This is a genomic window from Paractinoplanes lichenicola (genome assembly GCF_016785085.1).
Taxonomy (GTDB): domain Bacteria; phylum Actinomycetota; class Actinomycetes; order Mycobacteriales; family Micromonosporaceae; genus Actinoplanes; species Actinoplanes lichenicola.
The window spans coordinates 736068-751655 of sequence record NZ_JAENHO010000003.1; the positions used below are offsets into that span (position 1 = coordinate 736068).

Genomic DNA, 15588 nt, shown 5'->3' on the forward strand with positions numbered 1-15588 from the left:
GCCGGCCGCCAGAGGAGGCCGAGCAAACACAGCGCGAGACGTCATACCCCGATGGTGACACCAACGGCGAAGCCGGTCACCAGATTTTCGAGCGCAACAAATGAAACACATGTAAACAAGGCCCGCCCCACCGGGGGACCCCCGCCCACGGCCATTTTATCGGGTGGGGCGGATCGGGACGCCGGTCGGCGGGGCGGGCTGTGGATAACCCGAGACTGTGGACAACGGAAGATCTGGACCGGGAGTGTGCCAAGGCCTGTTTTATAACTGGGACGGGGCTGCGGCAGGGCCCAGATCCCGCCTGGCGGCGTCCCGCGAAAGCCCGGATCCAACCCCGGGAGCCGGGCTTCCACGGGCCACCACCAGACGAAATCTGGACCCGGCCTCGCTGCCGCCCCAGTTATAAAACAGGCCTTAGTCGGGTGGGCCTGACTGGAGTTCGACCTCGTAGCCCCACGCGTCCTCCAGGTAGGCCGCGTAGGAGTCGGGGCCGCCGGCTCGTGGGTGGCGGTCGGGGAAGAGCAGGGTCCAGCCGTGGGCGGGCGCCTCGGCCGTGAGGCGGTCGACCGAAGCGGGGCTGCCCGCGTTGAAGGCCAGGTGGTTGAGGCCGGGCGCGAGGCGGTCGTGCACCTCGCCGGAGAGGGCCGGTGATTGCTCCAGCACCAGATAGACGCCCTCGCAGAGCCACGACCGGCCGCCGGGCCAGTCCTGATATTGCTGCCAGCCCAGCTCGCCCAGCAGCCAGCCCCAGGGCGTGAGCGCGCCGGGCAGGTCGGGGACCCAGAGTTCGACGTGGTGCAGCATCAGGCCGCGCCTCCGCCGGGGACCCACTTCACGTCGCCGCCCGGGTTGGCGATGCGGGACAGGATGAAGAGCAGGTCGGAGAGGCGGTTCAGGTATTTCGCGGGCAGCTCACCCGTACGGGAGGGGTCTGTCTGCAGCAGGGCCCAGGTCGAGCGCTCGGCCCGGCGCGCGACCGTGCGGGCCACGTGCAGCAGGGCCGCCCCGGGGGTGCCGCCGGGCAGCACGAAGCTGTCGAGGGCGGGCAGCCGCTCGTTGAACTCGTCGCACCAGCCCTCGAGCCGGGTCACGTACTGCTCGGTGATCCGCAGCGGGGGGTACGGCGGGTTCTCCGTCTCGGGGTTGCACAGGTCGGCCCCGACGTCGAAGAGATCGTTCTGAATGGCGGTGAGCACCTTGCGGACGTCCTCCGGCAGGTCACCGAGGGCCAGCGCCACCCCGATCGCCGCGTTGCACTCGTCGGCGTCCGCGTACGCCACGATCCGCGGGTCGGTCTTGCCGGCGACCTCGTTGTTGCCGAGGCGGGTCTGCCCGGCGTCGCCGGCGCGTGTGTAGATGCGAGTGAGGTGAACGGCCATGCCCCCACCCTACGGACGCGTCCCTGTGCGCTTGCCCATACCATGGCCCGCGTGGATGTGATCAGGGTGAAGGGCGGCACGCCGCTGACCGGTGAGGTCACTGTGGGTGGCGCGAAGAACTCGGCGCTCAAGCTGATGGCGGTCGCGCTGCTCGCGCCGGGCCGCAGCGTCGTCGAGAACGTTCCGCGGATCACCGACATCGCCATCATGGCCGAGGTGCTGCGCCGGCTGGGGTGCCAGGTGTCGCTCGAGGGCGGTCAGGCCACCATCGACGTGCCCGACAATCCGGGCAGCGAGGCCGACTACGACCTGGTCCGCCGCCTGCGGGCGTCGATCTGCGTGCTCGGCCCGCTCCTCGCCCGTACGGGATATGTCCGCGTCGCCCTCCCCGGCGGCGACATGATCGGCTCCCGCGGCCTCGACATGCACGTCTCGGGTCTGGCCCGGATGGGCGCGCAGATCTCCGGCGAGCACGGCTTCGTGATCGCCTCGGCGCCAGGCGGCCTGCGCGGCGGCAAGATCTGGCTGGACTTCCCGAGCGTCGGCGCCACCGAGAATCTGCTGATGGCGGCCGTGCTGGCCAAGGGCGTGACCGAGATCGACAACGCGGCCCGCGAGCCCGAGATCGTCGACATCTGCGAGATGCTGACCGCGATGGGCGCCAAGATCGGCGGCGCCGGCACGTCCACGCTCACCATCGAGGGCGTGCAGGAGCTCCAGCCCGTACGGCATCGGACCGTGGGCGACCGCATCGTCGGCGGCACCTGGGCGTTCGCCGCCGCGATGACCCGGGGCGACGTGACAGTGCAGGGCGTGCGGCCCGAGTTCCTCGACGTGGCGCTGGACAAGCTGGTCACGGCGGGCGCCTCGGTCGAGCCGGGCGACAACCGCTTCCGCGTCCGGATGACCGAGCGCCCCAAGGCCGTCGACATCGTGACCCTGCCCTATCCGGGCTTCGCGACCGACCTGCTGCCGATGGCGATCGGGCTGGCCGCCGTGGCCGAGGGCTCCTCGCTGATCACCGAGAACATCTTCGACGGCCGCTTCATGTTCGTGAACGAGATGGTGCGCCTGGGCGCCGACATCCGCACGGACGGCCACCACGCGGTGGTCAACGGGCGGGAGCGGCTTTCCGGGGCGCCGGTGCGGGCCACCGACATCCGGGCCGGGGCGGGGCTGGTCATCGCCGGCCTGTGCGCCGAGGGCGTGACCGAGGTCGGCGAGGTGCACCACATCGACCGGGGCTATCCCGACTTCGTGGCCGACCTGGCCAAGCTGGGCGTCGAGGTCGAGCGGGCCGACGTGCCCGAGCCGACGTTCGACTTCTGACAAGGCCTCGGCGAAAGCGGGCTAGACCGAGCCGACCAGCCGCCGGGCCGTCTCGACGTGCTCGGCGAAGACCAGCACGATGGTGCGGCCCTCCCGGTCGTACGTGTGGGTCGCTCTGATGCCCGCCTCGCCGAGGAGCTGCCGGATCTCGTCGGCCACCTCGGCGTCGGTGGTGACCGCGGCCGGGCAGAGCAGGCCGTAGTCGTCGGAGTCGCCGAAGATGGCCAGCCCGGTGCCCGCCTCGGGTTCCGTCGCGAGCGTCCACTGCAGGCCCATCCGCCAGAAGACCGCGCCGAGCAGGCCGACCAGGCCTACGGCGATCAGCGGCCCGATGAGGTACCAGCCGTTGCCCGACGCCATGGGCATAGTCTCGCACCGGTACGTGCGCTTTTTCCCCGAAATTGCCCCGATCGGGCGGCACCCCCTGGGCTGAGTTTCCGTTCAGTAACCCGGCTAATGTGAGCCTGTTGTTCTCGACGTCGAGGGAGAAGCACACATGGCGGGTCGACTCGCGGTCATCGGCTCCGGGCTGATGGGTTCCGGCATCGCGCAGGTCTCGGCGCAGGCCGGCTGGCACGTCACGATGCGGGACGTGGACGACGCGGCGACCGGCCGCGGCATGGTGGCGATCCGTGACTCGCTGAGCCGGTTCGCGGCCAAGGGCAAGATCACCGAGGAGGAGGCCGAGGCCACCCTGGGCCGGATCACTCCCACCACCGACCTCGACGCGGCCGCCGACGCCGACGTGGTGGTCGAGGCCATCTACGAGAAGGTCGAGGCCAAGCACGACGTCTTCCGCACCCTCGACAAGATCTGCAAGGCCGACGCCGTGCTCGGCACGAACACGTCGGCCATCCCGATCACCCAGATCGCGACCGTCACGCAGCGGCCCGAGTCGGTGGTCGGCATCCACTTCTTCTCGCCGGTGCCGATGATGAAGCTGGTCGAGCTCGTCCGGGGCTATCAGACCTCCGACGAGACGCTGGCCGCCGCCCGGGCGTTCGCGGAGGAGGTCGGCAAGACCTGCGTCGAGGTCAAGCGGGACGTGGCCGGCTTCGTCTCCAACCGCCTGTTCAGCGCGATACTGGTCGAGGCGGTCCAGCTGGTCGAGTCGGGCGTGGTCAGCGCGGCCGACCTCGACACCGTGATGAAGCTGGGCTTCGGCCACTCGATGGGCCCGCTGGCCACGGTCGACCTGACCGGCCTCGACGTCATGCTCAACGCGGCGACGAACATCTACCGCGACACCGCGGACGAGAAGTTCTTCCCGCCGGAGCTGCTGCAGCGCATGGTGCAGGCGGGCGACCTGGGCCGGAAGACCGGTAAGGGCTTCTATACGTACTAAAGGTCCTATTATTTCCGTATGGCGAATACGGGACCAGGGCCCGAAGAGATGCAGTGGGCGCTCGCCGAGGCCAGCAAGGAGGCCTTGGCGGTCGCCCCGGGCTGGTTCCGCGCGTGGCCCCCGGGGTCGGACGAGCGCTGGTCGGCCGTGAACGTGCGGGCGGCCACGCAGGTCGTCGTCAACCACAGCCGCGAGGACGACCGGCACCCGAACAGCTGGACCGTGCGCGCCGTCTTCGGCACTCACACGGTCGAGCTGCGCCTGGGCCCGTACGACTCCAAGGAGCAGGCCATCCTGGTCGCGCACGCCGTGCTGTCGGTGGGATACAAGGACGCCTAGGCGTCCTGCTCCTCGAGCTCGCGCGGGGCCACCCGCAACCGGATCTTGGTGATCGCCCGGCCGGTGACCTCGACGACCTCGGCCGTGTGCCCGTCGACCTGCACGGACTCGCCCGGCTCGGTGGGGATGTGCCCGAGGTGGGCCAGCACCAGGCCGGCCACCGTCGTGTAGTCGCCCTCGTCCAGGTGCTCGACGTCGACGCCGATGTCGGGCAGGTCGTGGATCGGGAACGTGCCGGGCAGCAGCATCGAGCCGTCGGGCTCGCGCACCACCGACTGCACGTCGCGGTCGGTCTCGTCGTAGATCTCGCCCACGACCTCCTCGACCAGGTCCTCCATGGTCACGATGCCGTCGATGGCGCCGCGCTCGTCCACGACCAGCGCGAGCTGCTGGCGCTGGACCCGCATCTGCTTCATCGCGTCCGACACCTTGAGCGTCTCGGGCAGGAACAAAGGCGCGTACATGTGATCTCGTACGGGACCCTGGGCGTTGATCAGATCGCGCAGGTGCACCACGCCGAGCACGTCGTCGAGGCCCATCGGCCCGGTGACCGGCGCCCGCGAGTGACCGCCCGCGATCAGCTGGGCCAGGGCCTCGTGCGAGTGCGCCTCGCCGCCGACGATGAGCACGTCGCGCCGGGGCACGAGGATCTCGCGCAGGATCCGGTCGGCGATCTCGAACGCGCCGCTGATGATCGTGCGCTGCTCGGGCGTGAACTCCTGCTGCTGGGTGACCAGGTCGCGGATCTCCTCGGTGGTCACCTCCTCGCGGGCCGCGTTCGGGTCGGCGCCGGTCAGCCGGACGACCATGTCGGTCGACTTGCCGAGCAGCCAGACCACGGGCCGCGACAGCGAGGCCAGCATGTCGAGCGGGCGGGCCACCAGCATCGCCCAGCCCTCGGCGCGCTGCATCGCGATGCGCTTGGGGGCGAGCTCGCCGATCACCAGCGTGAAGAAGGTCAGCACGATGGTGACCAGCACGATCGACACCGGCTCGGCCGCCGTGCCCAGGAAATCCAGGGGGCCGGTCAGCGGCTTGGCCAGCGACACCGCGGCCGAGGCCGAGGCCAGGAAGCCGGCCAGCGTGATGCCGATCTGGATGGTGGCGAGGAACCGGTTGGGGTCGCGGGCCAGCTTGGCGAGCGTGCGGCCGGTGCGGCTCTGTCGCTCGAGCCGCTGCAGCTGACTGTCCCGCAGCGAGATCAGCGCCATCTCGCTGCCGGAGAACGCCGCGTTGAGCAGCACCAGCACGACGACGAGCACGATCTGCCAGCCATATCCGCCCATGGCGGCGACCAACCCCTTCGATTGTGATCCCGCCGTGTTACCCGCCGACGGTAAAGGTCAAGCCTGTCAGAACCGGGCGATGGCTCGCTCCGCGGAGTGACATTTTGGCGGACGGCGAATCAGTGGGTCGAGGCGAACGCCAGGGACAGCGGACGGCGGATCAGTGGTTTGAAGCGAACGCCAGGGACATCAGCGTGGCCGCGACCATGCCGCCCAGCAGGGTCAGCCCGATGCCGCCGATGTCGAGCCGCGCCTGCAGCCGGCGATGCGCGCAGAACGCCGCCACCGGCACCCCGGCCGACGGCGCCACCAGGAAGGCCAGCCAGCCCAGCCCGCGGATCACCGCCCCGCCCCAGATGCCGGTGCTGCCGAAGGTGACCAGCCCCGAGCCGACCAGGCCGGCCATCGCCGCGATGAGCGCGCCCAGCAGCGGCAGCAACGGCAGCGCCCAGCGGGGCAGCGCGCGCCGCCCGGCGGGCCGGATGGTGTGGTCGATCCGTTCGGCCGCCCGGGCCAGCAGGGCTCGCGGCGACTGCCGGGGCACCGGCGGCCGCTCCGAACCCGACTCGTGCCGCGGCAGCGCCGCCCGCGGCAGCGACTCGGCCGCGGCCGGCTCCGGCAGCTCGCCGATCGCGCGCACCCGCAGGCCGCGGGCCCGGCGCAGCTGGTCCCAGAGCCGGGCCGCCTCGCGGTCGATGTCGAGCACCTGGGCCGCCGCCGCCCCGGCCCAGCGGTCGGCCGACAGCGCGTCCCCCTCGGCCCGGGCCAACTCTCCCGCGGCCTGGGCCGAGCTCTCCTGATAGGCCTGCTCGGCGTTGCCCAGCTCGTGATCCCGGCGCCGGGTCGCCTCGGCCAGCGCGCTCACCATCAGCTGATAGTCGCGGCCGATCGGCTGACGGTCACGTGTGGTCACTGTTCACCTCGTACGGGACGATGACTTCGGGTGTGCGGTGCACCGAGCGGTCGAAGAACAGGGCCCGCCGGGTGCGCGGATACCAGGCCGGACCGCCGGGCTGCGGATAGAGCGGGGCCAGGTCAGCGCCCTGCACGTCGAGGGCGACCCAGGCCCCGATCGGGTCGAGCCGGGCCCCCAGTCCGCCCAGCGAGTCGCGCAGCCGGGCCACCGAACGCCACCAGCCGAGCACGTGGGTGCGCTGCTCCGGGCCCTCGGTGACGAGCCGGCGGAGCACGGACTGGTCGGCGCCGGCGTCGAGGGCGTAGCCGATCACGTAGTGCGGCACGTCGAGCAGCGTCGTCTCGGGCAGCGCGTCGCACCAGTCGGCCGAGGGTAGCTCGGCGATCAGGCGGGCCGCCGGCCGGGCCGCGTCGGTGTCCAGGCAGACGATGCTGAAGTGCGCGGGGCCCTGCGCGGCCAGCGACAACGCGGCCGCGGCGAGGATGTCACAGGCCTCGTCCGTACGGGTCCCGAGCACCGCCAGGTTGCGGCCCGGCATGCGCCCCAGCCGGAGCCGGGCCGGTCGCGCCGCCACGTCGATGCGCTCGCCCAGCACCGCGCCGGGGGAGGAGCCGACGGGGTGGGCGGCGCTGGGCACCGGACCGGCCGGGCGGCAGCTCTCGGGCAGCAGCGGCACGGCGTCGCCGTCGAAGAGGCGGGGCTCCTCGCAGCCGTCGGGCCGGTCGCGCCACAGCCGCCGTTGCAGGCTGCGCCAGACCAGCCGGTCGCCCGCGTCGGGCAGCCGGACGATCTGGTTGGCCCCGGACGCGCCGGACTGGGCGTTGACGACGGCGTGGAAGCGCGGGATCACCGCGGCCGCCAGGTTGTCGTCGGCCAGGATGCGGCGGGCCTTGGGCAGGGCGATCCGCAGCGTGAACTGCCCGATCAGACCGGAGCGGCCCCACAGCGCCTCGATGCCGCTCACGTCCTGGCTGGCCAGGATCAGGTGGATGCCCTGCGAGCGGCCCCGGCGGGCCAGGTCCTCGAGCAGGGCCACGGCCTCGTCGGCGACCGCGTCCCGGCCGGCCAGCAGCACCTGGAACTCGTCGATGACCGCGACGATGCGGGGCCAGTGCCCGTCCGGGTCCTCCGCGCGCAGCTCGGCCAGCTTGGACGCGTCGAACCGCTTGGCCGCCTGGGCCCGGGTGCGCAGCTCCTCGCTCAGGTGCCGCAGCATGGCCAGCCCGAACTCGCGGTCGCCGTTGACGTTGATGCCGGCCAGACGCACCTGGGGCAGCCAGCCCGGGTCGCGTGGCCCCGGCACGAACCGCGCGAACGACACGCCCTCCTTGAAGTCGAGCAGATAGAGCGCGAGCTCCTCGGGGCCGTAGCGGGTGGACAGGGCGGCCAGCCATGCGTACAGGAGGTTGGTCTTGCCCGACCCGGACGGCCCGCCGATCAGCGCGTGCGGCGGGTCGTCGCCCAGCGGCACCTCGATCAGCGAGCCGTCGGTGCTGTCGCCGACCGGCGCGACCAGCCCGTGCGCCGACGACTCGGCCCAGAATTCGCGCGGCTCCAGGTCGGACAGGCGGGCCGGGGGCGGGCCGGCCCGCAGGCGCTCGGCGGTGGCCCGGCAGAAGGCGGCGACCCGGTCGGCGGGCGGCGCGGGGTCGAGGCGGATCTCCAGGTCGCCGGTGATGTCGCAGGTCGCGGTCTGGTCGCGCACCTGCAGGCGGCGCACGGTCGGGTGCTCGGCGAGCTCGAGACCCCGTACGAGAAGGTGCACTCCACACGAGACCCCGGTGCGCACGATCCGGTCGAGCTGGGCCCGCTGGGCGTTGGTCAGCTCCTCGGTCGTGGCCGAGTCGGCCAGCAGCACGACCACCCGCCACGGCTCGGGCCGCGGGCCGGGAGTGGCCGCGGTCAGGTCGGCCAGCGACTGGTATTCGCCGGCCAGCACGGTCTCGTTGACCCGGCAGATGTGCTCGACCAGCTCGTCGAGGGCCGGCCCGAGCCCGCCCGGCCCGACGAACGAGATGCCCAGCGGGGCGAACGACGCCAGCGTGCCGCCCAGGTATTCGGGGTCGTAGACGGTCAGCTCGACGTCCCCCGGGCGGGTGGTGCCGAGCGCGCGCAGCAGCAGGCCGGTGATCACGCCGTCGGCGGTCTCGGCCGGCCCGTCCAGGTTGACGTGGGCCGCGTCGAGGAACGGGACGAGCGCGGGCAGGGCGGCCGTGTCGTCCAGGGTCAGCGTGCCGATCCGGAGCAGGCCGGGGCGGGCGCCGGGCTCGGGCTCGGTCGGCGACCACATGCGCCAGGGCAGCCCGGCCGCCCCGGTGGCGTTGCGGGCGGCCAGCTGCCGCACGTTGCCGGCCAGCCGCGACGACTCGAACTGGAAGCGGCGCTGGATGTCGCGGCGGGCCGAGTCGCGCGCCTCGGCCAGCTGGTTGAGGCAGGTCGAATACGCGTCGCGCACGAGCTGCCGCCGGGTCTGTGCCTCGCCCCGGGCCGTCTCGGCCTCGGCCAGCACCACCCGGGCCGCTCCGCGCGCCTCGGCCAACTCCTGCCGGACGGCGGCGACCAGCGCGTTGCGGTGGTTACCCACACGACCCCCCGAAATTCACGTTGGGGGATTTTACCTATTTTCGCCCGAAGCGTCGGATTATGTGCTGCGTGTCGGGGTGCTTCGCTGCCGGGCCACGAGCCGCGGGTCGGTGGTGATCAGCTCGTCCCAGAGCCGGGCCGCGACCAGCGCGGCCGCCTCGTTGTGCCAGCGCCGCAGGGTGCCGCGGGGCACATAGCGGCGCATCCAGTCGAGCGCCTGCCGTGCGTCCCGGTCCAGCCCGTCGGTCCGGAGTTTCCGCCCGTACGGGTTGAGCCCGAGCACGGTGCAGAAGTGCAACGCGTTGTAGTGCCGCCACTCGTCGGTCGTCTCGAACGCCCCCGCCGGGCGCAGCCGATCGATCTTGTCCTGGAGCAGCGCCCGCAGCTCCACCGCCCGCTCGAGCGGCTGGTCGAGCGCGCGCCCGCGGAGCCGCCGGTCGACGGCGGGCAGGTCGGTCAGCGGGCTGCGCATCAGCCGGCCGAGGTCGCCGTAGTTGTCGAGCGCCTGCCGCGCGAACCGCAGGAACTCGTCCTCGCCGGTGGCCAGCAGCCGGTGCCGCTGCCGGCGCCGGGGCAGCGCCTCGGCCAGCAACAGCAGGGCCGATCTGTCCTGCCGCAGCCGCTCCTCGCCGCGGAACGCGAGCACGTCGAGCCCGCGCCGCACCGGACCCTCCAGCCCGGCCACCGACATCGCCGCCGCGACCAGCAGGAACTGCAGGACCGTGACGACGGTGTCGTCCACCGCGACCAAGGTGACCGCGGCCGGCCCGCCGACCAGGACGGTCACGACGACGGCGGCGGTGGCCGAGCGGGTCAGGTCGGGGCGCAGCCGCTCGCCCACGTCGAGCGCGTCCGAGACGGCGATCAGGAACCCGAGGATGAGCAGGTCGAGGCCCATCGCGGCCAGGGCCAGGCCGGGGCGGCCCAGGCTGATCGGCAGCAGCAGGGCGGCCAGGGCCAGCGCGTACAGGGCGGCGGCGACGGTGAGCGCGGCGGTCACCATCGGCGGGCGCACCTGATCGCGGAACCGCCAGAGCAGCAACAGGCCGCCGGCCAGCGGCGCCAGCACGATCAGCCGGACGGCCGACGGCAGCACGACCAGCGTGACCAGGAACGCCCCGGCCAGGATCAGCCAGCCCAGGTCGATCTGGCGGCGCTCGGGAACCGAGGACGGCAGCAGCGCCACCGTGGCCCCGGCCCAGAGCAGGGCGGGCACGCAGAGCAACACCTCGGCCGCCGTGCCGCGCGGGTCGACGGTCCACAGTGCCACCCCGCCCGCGTACGCGAGCAGCGCGCCGGCCGCCCGCAGCGCCGCCTGTCGCATCGGGTCACGACCGGCCAGATAGCAGGCGGCCCACCAGGCGAGGGCGAAAGCGACGACGGCGAGGGCGGGCACGGCGAAGAGTCAATCACCCAGCCGCGGCGCGCCGGTAGCGACGAGAGCCTTCTTACGTCGCCGCCGGCGCACCACCCAGACCCCCGCGAGGACCATCAGCAACAGTCCGACCAGGACCAATACCGGCAAGAGGATGGCCAGAACGGACATCACGACGCTGCCGATGTCTTCCGCCGTGCTGGCCACGGGGGCGCCGAAGCCGGCCGTAGTGGCGTTCACCACTGGGCGGGAGGACGCCTTCACGCCGTGCACGACGAGCGCGATGACCACCCCGACCGCGATCGGCACCCACTGGTGCGACCCGAAGAACGAGCCGGGGTCGCTGACCGTGACCGTCTCGGACGAGGAGCCCGCGCCGAACGCCAGGCCGCCCGCGGTCGGCCGGACCACGGTCTGCACCACGTCGTTCACGTGATCGACTACCGGCACCTTGTCCGCCACCACCTCGATCGCCAGCAGCAGGGCCAGGATCAGCAGCGTCCAGCCGTTGGACAGCCAGTCCCAGCCGGTGGGCAGGTCGATCGTGTCGGTGTATCGGGCCAGCACGCCCATCGTGAGCAGGGGGATGTAGGCATTGAGTCCGGCGGATGCGGCCAGGCCGGTGCCGGTCAGCGCTTCGAGCACGGCTTCAGGATGACAAACCCACGCGAGCGCCGCCCGTCGAGCCTAAGAGGGTCCGGTACTGTCGTGCGGTGCGTCTGGTCATCGCGAAGTGCTCTGTCGACTATGTCGGCCGGCTGTCCGCCCACCTGCCCACGGCCGTCCGGCTGGTGATGGTCAAGGCCGACGGCTCGGTCTCGATCCACGCCGACGACCGTGCCTACAAGCCCCTGAACTGGATGAGCCCGCCCTGCAAGCTGCAGGAGGCGCCCGGCGTGTGGAAGGTCGTCAACAAGGCCGGCGAGGAGCTGCGGATCACCCTCGAGGAGATCTTCCAAGACACCTCGTACGAGTTGGGGGTCGATCCCGGCCTGGTCAAGGACGGTGTCGAGGCTCACCTGCAGGAGCTGCTGGCGGCCCACCCGGAGACGTTCGGCGAGGGCCACACCCTGGTCCGGCGCGAGTTCATGACCGCCATCGGCCCGGTCGACCTGCTGCTCAAGGACCCGGCCGGCGTCTCGGTCGCGGTCGAGGTCAAACGCCGCGGCGAGATCGACGGCGTCGAGCAGCTCACCCGCTACCTCGAACTGATGAATCGCGACCCGCTGCTCGCCCCGGTCCAGGGCGTCTTCGCCGCGCAGGAGATCAAGCCGCAGGCCCGCGTCCTCGCCACCGACCGCGGCATCCGCTGCGTGGTAGTCGACTACGACAAACTCCGCGGCATGGAACGCGACGAATTGACCCTGTTTTGATGGCGATCGCGTTCTGAGTCAGTTCGACAGTTCGGTGCGGTCGTCGCCGGTCGTGCCGGACAGGTAGATGCGGGCGCCGCCGACGCCGATGATGGCCTGGAGCAGCAAGAGGGTCGGGGTGAGCTCGCCCGAGCCGATGGCGATCCAGGCCGGGATGCCCAGCAGCAGCATGTCGGGGCCCATCACGGCGTTGACCAGCGGGCCGGTCGAGAGGGTGCCCATCGGGGTGTCCAGCGGCAGCAGCTCGTTGCGGACGAAGCCGACCCGGGCCCGGTGCACCGCGGCCGCCGCGCCGACCGGGCCGAGGGTCAGGCCCAGCGCCCACCATGGGCCGGCGGCGAGGTCGCCCAGCAGGTCGAGGGTGGTCAGCGCGATCGCCGCCCACAGCCCGGCCAGCACGCCGGGCACCCACAGCCGTTGCAGGACGGCCTGGCGGGACGACAGCCCGAGCAGCCGCAGCAGCACCGGGTTGCCCGCGTCGGTCTTGACGTTGCCGCTCGCGGTCAGGCCGGCGATCAGGCAGCCAGCCAGCACCGCCGCGCCCAGCACCCAGCCCGGCGCCCCGCCCAGCAGCACCGGCAGCGCGGCCGTCAGCAGCAGCCACAGCAAACGGGTGCGGCGCCGCAGCGTCAGCAGCAGATCCTGCGCGACCAGCACCGGCAGCCGCGGGAAGAGCGGGGTCGAGCGCAGCCGGCGCCGGGCCCAGAAGCGGCGCTCGATCATGTCGGTCAGGAACGACGGTTCCATGCCGAACGCCGTGTCGAACAGGGTGCCCGCGGTGCGCGAGGCGTCGAGGACGCGGTCGCTCGGCGTCGCCGCCAGCCCCCGGATCACCAGGGCGAGCGCCACGATCACGACTAGCGCGACCGCGCCCACGACCGGGAGCAGCGCCGAGATCGGGGGCCACTGCGTGATCACCGCGGGCCGGTCGAGCGTGGCCGCGGTGACCAGGCCGGCCAGCCCGGCCGCGAAGACCAGGCCGGCCAGCCGGTCGAGGGCGTCGCCCCACCGGCCGCCGGCCTGCGCGGCCGTCGCCACCAGCAGCAGCACCAGCCCGACGAGCGCGCCGCCGGTGACCAGCAGGGCGACCTCGTCGCCGGCCTCGGACCGGGGCGCGGCGTGCCCGGCGATCGCCAGCGCGGCCAGCCCGCCCAGCAGTGCGGCGGCGATGCCGGTCAGCCGCAGCGAGGGCAGCAGCAGCCGGCGCCGGCTGACCGGGGCCGTCAACAGCCAGGAGGCGGCGGCCCGGCTCAGCGCGAGCGGCCCGAACCGGCGCAGCGCCAGATAGAGCAGCCCGTAACAGACGGCGACGAGCGACCCGGCGGTCAGCGCCGAGGCGTCCGGCGCGGACGGCCAGAAGATCGCGGCGACCTGCCGGTGCAGCATCCCGCCGATGATCGCGATGGTCAGCGCGCCGATGTACAGGCTGTTCAGGGTGGCGCCACGCTCGCGGTGCGACGACTGGGTGCGGCTGATCCACCGCCGTACGGGGGAAAGGGGGACGACGGTCACGGCGTGCCCGCGCTCAGCGACTCCATCGTGGTGACCTCGGCCCCGGAGGCGAGCGCGAAGGCGTCGTCGTGGCTGGCCATCAGCAGCGAGCCGCCGCCCGCGACGTAGTCGGCCAGCAGGCCCGCCACGTCGGCCCGGCCCTCGCGGTCGAGGCGCTGCTCGGGCTCGTCGAGGATCAGCAGCGAGCTGGGCCGCAGCAGCGCGATGGCCAGCACGAGCCGCTGTTTCTGCCCCGACGACAGCTGCGGCGGGATCGCGTCGGCGTGCCCGGCCAGGCCGAACCGCTCCAGGGCCTCGTCCACCCCGGCCGAGGAAGGGTCCTGCCCGTGCGCGCGGCAGACCAGCTCGGCGTGCTCGCGCGCGGTCAGCCCCGGATACCAGGTCGGGGGCTCGACCGTGGTCACCACGGCCCGCCAGAACTCGGGGGTGGCGCCCGGGTCGCCGCCGAAGACCTGGATCGTGCCCTCGTCGGGCTGCTGCAGGCCGCTCACGCAGCGCAGCAGCGTCGACTTGCCGATGCCGTTCTCGCCGACCACGCAGACGCCCCCGCCGGCCGGCACGGTCAGCGAGACCCCGACGAGCACCGGTGTGGAGCCGTAGCCGACATGCAGGCCGTCGACCTCGACAGCGGGGTGATCCACCACTTCAGGGACGTTACTACTTCCGCCCGTAGAGGATTCTGAGGGCCTTGATGATGGCGCCGACCTGGGCCGGGGTGCGCTCGAAGGTCATCGCGGGCAGCACCGACGGACCCCGGCGTACGGTAATGGACTTGGACCGGGCGAACTCGCGCAGCCCGTCCTCGCCGTGGATGCGCCCGAAACCGGACTCGCCCACGCCGCCGAACGGAAGGTTGCCCATGCCGACGAAGCTGAGCGTGGAGTTGACCGCCACCATCCCCGAGCGAAGCCGGCGGGCGATGCGCAGCGCGTTCTTCCGGCCGAAGACAGCACCCCCCAGCCCGTACGGGGTGTCGTTGGCCTTCTGGAGGGCCTTGTCGGCGTCGGCCACCTTGGTGATCGTCAGCGTGGGCCCGAAGGTCTCGTCGCGGATCTCGCTCGACTCGGCCGGCACGTCGACCAGCACGGTGGGCGCCACGTACGGGGGTTGCACGGCCTCGGCCCCGCCCAGCACCGCCCGGCCGCCCTTGGCCAGCGCGTCGTCGATGTGGTCGCGGATGATGTCGAGCTGGCGCGGCATCGTGATCGGGCCGATCTCCTCGCCCGTCCGCAGCTTGGCCGCCTTCTCGGTGACGGCGCTGACGAACTCGTCGTAGATCGGGGCGACCGCGTACACCCGCTCGATGCCGATGCAGGTCTGCCCGGCGTTGGTCATCGAGCCCCAGACCGCCGCCTCGGCCGCGGCCGGGATGTCGGCGTCGGCGTCGACGATCAGCGCGTCCTTGCCGCCCGCCTCGATCACCGCCGGTACGAGGTTTTCCGCGCACGCCGCCAGCACCTTCTTGGCCGTGGCGGTCGAGCCGGTGAACGCCATCTTGCCCACGCCCGAGCGGCACAGGGCGGCCCCGGCGTCACCCAGGCCGTGCACCGCCTGCAGCACCGGCTGCTCGGGCACCACCTCGGCGAACGTGTCGACGAGCCACTGGCCGACGATCGGGGTGTATTCGCTCGGCTTGAAGACCACGGCGTTGCCCGCGGCCAGGGCCCCGCTGATCGGCCCGACCGGCGTCAGGATGGGGTAGTTCCACGGGCCGATCACGCCGACCACCCCGTACGGCTGGTATTCGACGTGCCCGGAGTGCTCGGCCACCAGCAGCCGGGTGCGCATGCGGCGCGGCCCGAGCACCCGCTTGGCGTTGCGGGCGGCCCAGTCGAGGTGCTCGACGGCGGCGACGGCCTCGACGGCCGCGTCGGCGTGCGGCTTGCCGGTCTCGAGACCGGTCAGCGTGGCCAGCTCCTCGACGCGGCGCACGATCAGCGACCGCCAGCGCAGCAGCCGCTCGCGCCGGCCGTCGTAGCCGAGCGCCTGCCACCAGCGCGCGGCCTCGGCGGCGCGGCGGACCGTCTCGTTCACGGCCTCGGCGTCGGCCACCGGCACCCGGCCGGCCTCCGCGCCCGAGGCGGGGTTCGTGGAGATCAGTACGCCGTCCTCGACGACCGGGAGGCCGGGCACACGGGTAGCGGTCATGAA

15 protein-coding genes are annotated in these 15588 nt (G+C 72.6%); 4 read left to right on the forward strand and 11 right to left on the reverse strand.

Going from position 1 to position 15588, the window contains the following annotated elements; translation table 11 throughout:
* Positions 1–414 precede the first annotated feature (414 nt).
* On the reverse strand, positions 415–804 hold the full coding sequence (locus tag JKJ07_RS12610; protein ID WP_202991626.1) for a VOC family protein: 390 nt from the start codon (positions 802–804) through the stop codon (positions 415–417).
* The gene (locus tag JKJ07_RS12615) at positions 804–1379 is read right to left on the reverse strand and encodes a cob(I)yrinic acid a,c-diamide adenosyltransferase (RefSeq protein WP_202991627.1); all 576 of its coding nucleotides are present in this window, start codon (positions 1377–1379) and stop codon (positions 804–806) included. Before JKJ07_RS12615 ends, JKJ07_RS12610 begins: the two co-directional genes overlap by 1 nt.
* Positions 1380–1421: 42 nt before the next feature.
* On the opposite strand from JKJ07_RS12615, the gene murA reads away from it, so the two are divergent.
* A complete protein-coding gene (gene murA / locus JKJ07_RS12620; RefSeq protein ID WP_202991628.1) occupies positions 1422–2708 on the forward strand; it encodes a UDP-N-acetylglucosamine 1-carboxyvinyltransferase in 1287 nt (428 codons plus the stop codon).
* Between the two features lie 21 nt (positions 2709–2729).
* Here murA and JKJ07_RS12625 read toward each other — a convergent pair whose 3' ends face one another.
* Complete coding sequence (locus tag JKJ07_RS12625) at positions 2730–3068, reverse strand: hypothetical protein (protein WP_202991629.1); 339 nt, start codon at positions 3066–3068, stop codon at positions 2730–2732.
* Between the two features lie 136 nt (positions 3069–3204).
* On the opposite strand from JKJ07_RS12625, the gene JKJ07_RS12630 reads away from it, so the two are divergent.
* Both JKJ07_RS12630 and JKJ07_RS12635 read left to right on the forward strand, forming a co-directional pair.
* Complete coding sequence (locus JKJ07_RS12630) at positions 3205–4053, forward strand: 3-hydroxyacyl-CoA dehydrogenase family protein (RefSeq protein WP_202991630.1); 849 nt, start codon at positions 3205–3207, stop codon at positions 4051–4053.
* Between the two features lie 18 nt (positions 4054–4071).
* Positions 4072–4392, forward strand: a complete 321-nt coding sequence (locus JKJ07_RS12635; protein WP_202991631.1) for a hypothetical protein — start codon at positions 4072–4074, stop codon at positions 4390–4392.
* Here JKJ07_RS12635 and JKJ07_RS12640 read toward each other — a convergent pair.
* The 5 genes from JKJ07_RS12640 to JKJ07_RS12660 all read right to left on the reverse strand — a co-directional run bounded on the left by JKJ07_RS12640 (position 4389) and on the right by JKJ07_RS12660 (position 11197).
* Positions 4389–5678: a hemolysin family protein gene (locus JKJ07_RS12640; RefSeq protein WP_202991632.1), complete on the reverse strand. Its 1290-nt coding sequence runs from the start codon at positions 5676–5678 to the stop codon at positions 4389–4391. The two genes, JKJ07_RS12635 and JKJ07_RS12640, sit on opposite strands and share 4 nt — an antisense overlap.
* Positions 5679–5838: 160 nt before the next feature.
* Complete coding sequence (locus JKJ07_RS12645) at positions 5839–6591, reverse strand: hypothetical protein (protein ID WP_202991633.1); 753 nt, start codon at positions 6589–6591, stop codon at positions 5839–5841.
* On the reverse strand, positions 6578–9178 hold the full coding sequence (locus JKJ07_RS12650) for an FtsK/SpoIIIE domain-containing protein (protein WP_202991634.1): 2601 nt from the start codon (positions 9176–9178) through the stop codon (positions 6578–6580). The genes JKJ07_RS12645 and JKJ07_RS12650 overlap by 14 nt, the downstream gene beginning before the upstream one ends.
* 57 nt (positions 9179–9235) lie before the next feature.
* Positions 9236–10573 (reverse strand): hypothetical protein, encoded by a 1338-nt coding sequence (locus JKJ07_RS12655; RefSeq protein WP_202991635.1) that lies wholly within the window; start codon positions 10571–10573, stop codon positions 9236–9238.
* A gap of 9 nt (positions 10574–10582) precedes the next feature.
* A complete protein-coding gene (locus tag JKJ07_RS12660) occupies positions 10583–11197 on the reverse strand; it encodes a DUF4126 domain-containing protein (protein WP_202991636.1) in 615 nt (204 codons plus the stop codon).
* Positions 11198–11265: 68 nt separating this feature from the next.
* Here JKJ07_RS12660 and nucS point away from each other — a divergent pair, with 68 nt between their 5' ends.
* Positions 11266–11925, forward strand: a complete 660-nt coding sequence (gene nucS / locus JKJ07_RS12665) for an endonuclease NucS (RefSeq protein ID WP_202991637.1) — start codon at positions 11266–11268, stop codon at positions 11923–11925.
* Positions 11926–11943: 18 nt separating this feature from the next.
* Here the strand turns inward: nucS and JKJ07_RS12670 are convergent, their stop codons facing one another.
* Genes JKJ07_RS12670 through JKJ07_RS12680 form a run of 3 tightly spaced genes read right to left on the reverse strand, consistent with a single transcriptional unit; the run spans position 11944 to position 15585 of the window.
* Entirely contained in the window at positions 11944–13437 is a 1494-nt protein-coding gene (locus JKJ07_RS12670; protein ID WP_202991638.1) for a DUF6297 family protein, read from the reverse strand.
* Complete coding sequence (locus JKJ07_RS12675; protein ID WP_202991639.1) at positions 13434–14081, reverse strand: ABC transporter ATP-binding protein; 648 nt, start codon at positions 14079–14081, stop codon at positions 13434–13436. Before JKJ07_RS12675 ends, JKJ07_RS12670 begins: the two co-directional genes overlap by 4 nt.
* A gap of 13 nt (positions 14082–14094) precedes the next feature.
* Positions 14095–15585 (reverse strand): aldehyde dehydrogenase family protein, encoded by a 1491-nt coding sequence (locus JKJ07_RS12680; protein WP_202991640.1) that lies wholly within the window; start codon positions 15583–15585, stop codon positions 14095–14097.
* Positions 15586–15588: the final 3 nt, after the last annotated feature.

Coding starts and splice junctions, on each gene's coding strand:
- JKJ07_RS12635 (WP_202991631.1), top strand. CDS start 4,072: ATGGCGAATACGGGACCAGGGCCCGAAGAGATGCAGTGGGCGCTCGCC.
- JKJ07_RS12640 (WP_202991632.1), bottom strand. CDS start 5,678: ATGGGCGGATATGGCTGGCAGATCGTGCTCGTCGTCGTGCTGGTGCTG.
- JKJ07_RS12610 (WP_202991626.1), bottom strand. CDS start 804: ATGCTGCACCACGTCGAACTCTGGGTCCCCGACCTGCCCGGCGCGCTC.
- JKJ07_RS12680 (WP_202991640.1), bottom strand. CDS start 15,585: ATGACCGCTACCCGTGTGCCCGGCCTCCCGGTCGTCGAGGACGGCGTA.
- JKJ07_RS12615 (WP_202991627.1), bottom strand. CDS start 1,379: ATGGCCGTTCACCTCACTCGCATCTACACACGCGCCGGCGACGCCGGG.
- JKJ07_RS12625 (WP_202991629.1), bottom strand. CDS start 3,068: ATGGCGTCGGGCAACGGCTGGTACCTCATCGGGCCGCTGATCGCCGTA.
- murA (WP_202991628.1), top strand. CDS start 1,422: ATGGCCCGCGTGGATGTGATCAGGGTGAAGGGCGGCACGCCGCTGACC.
- JKJ07_RS12630 (WP_202991630.1), top strand. CDS start 3,205: ATGGCGGGTCGACTCGCGGTCATCGGCTCCGGGCTGATGGGTTCCGGC.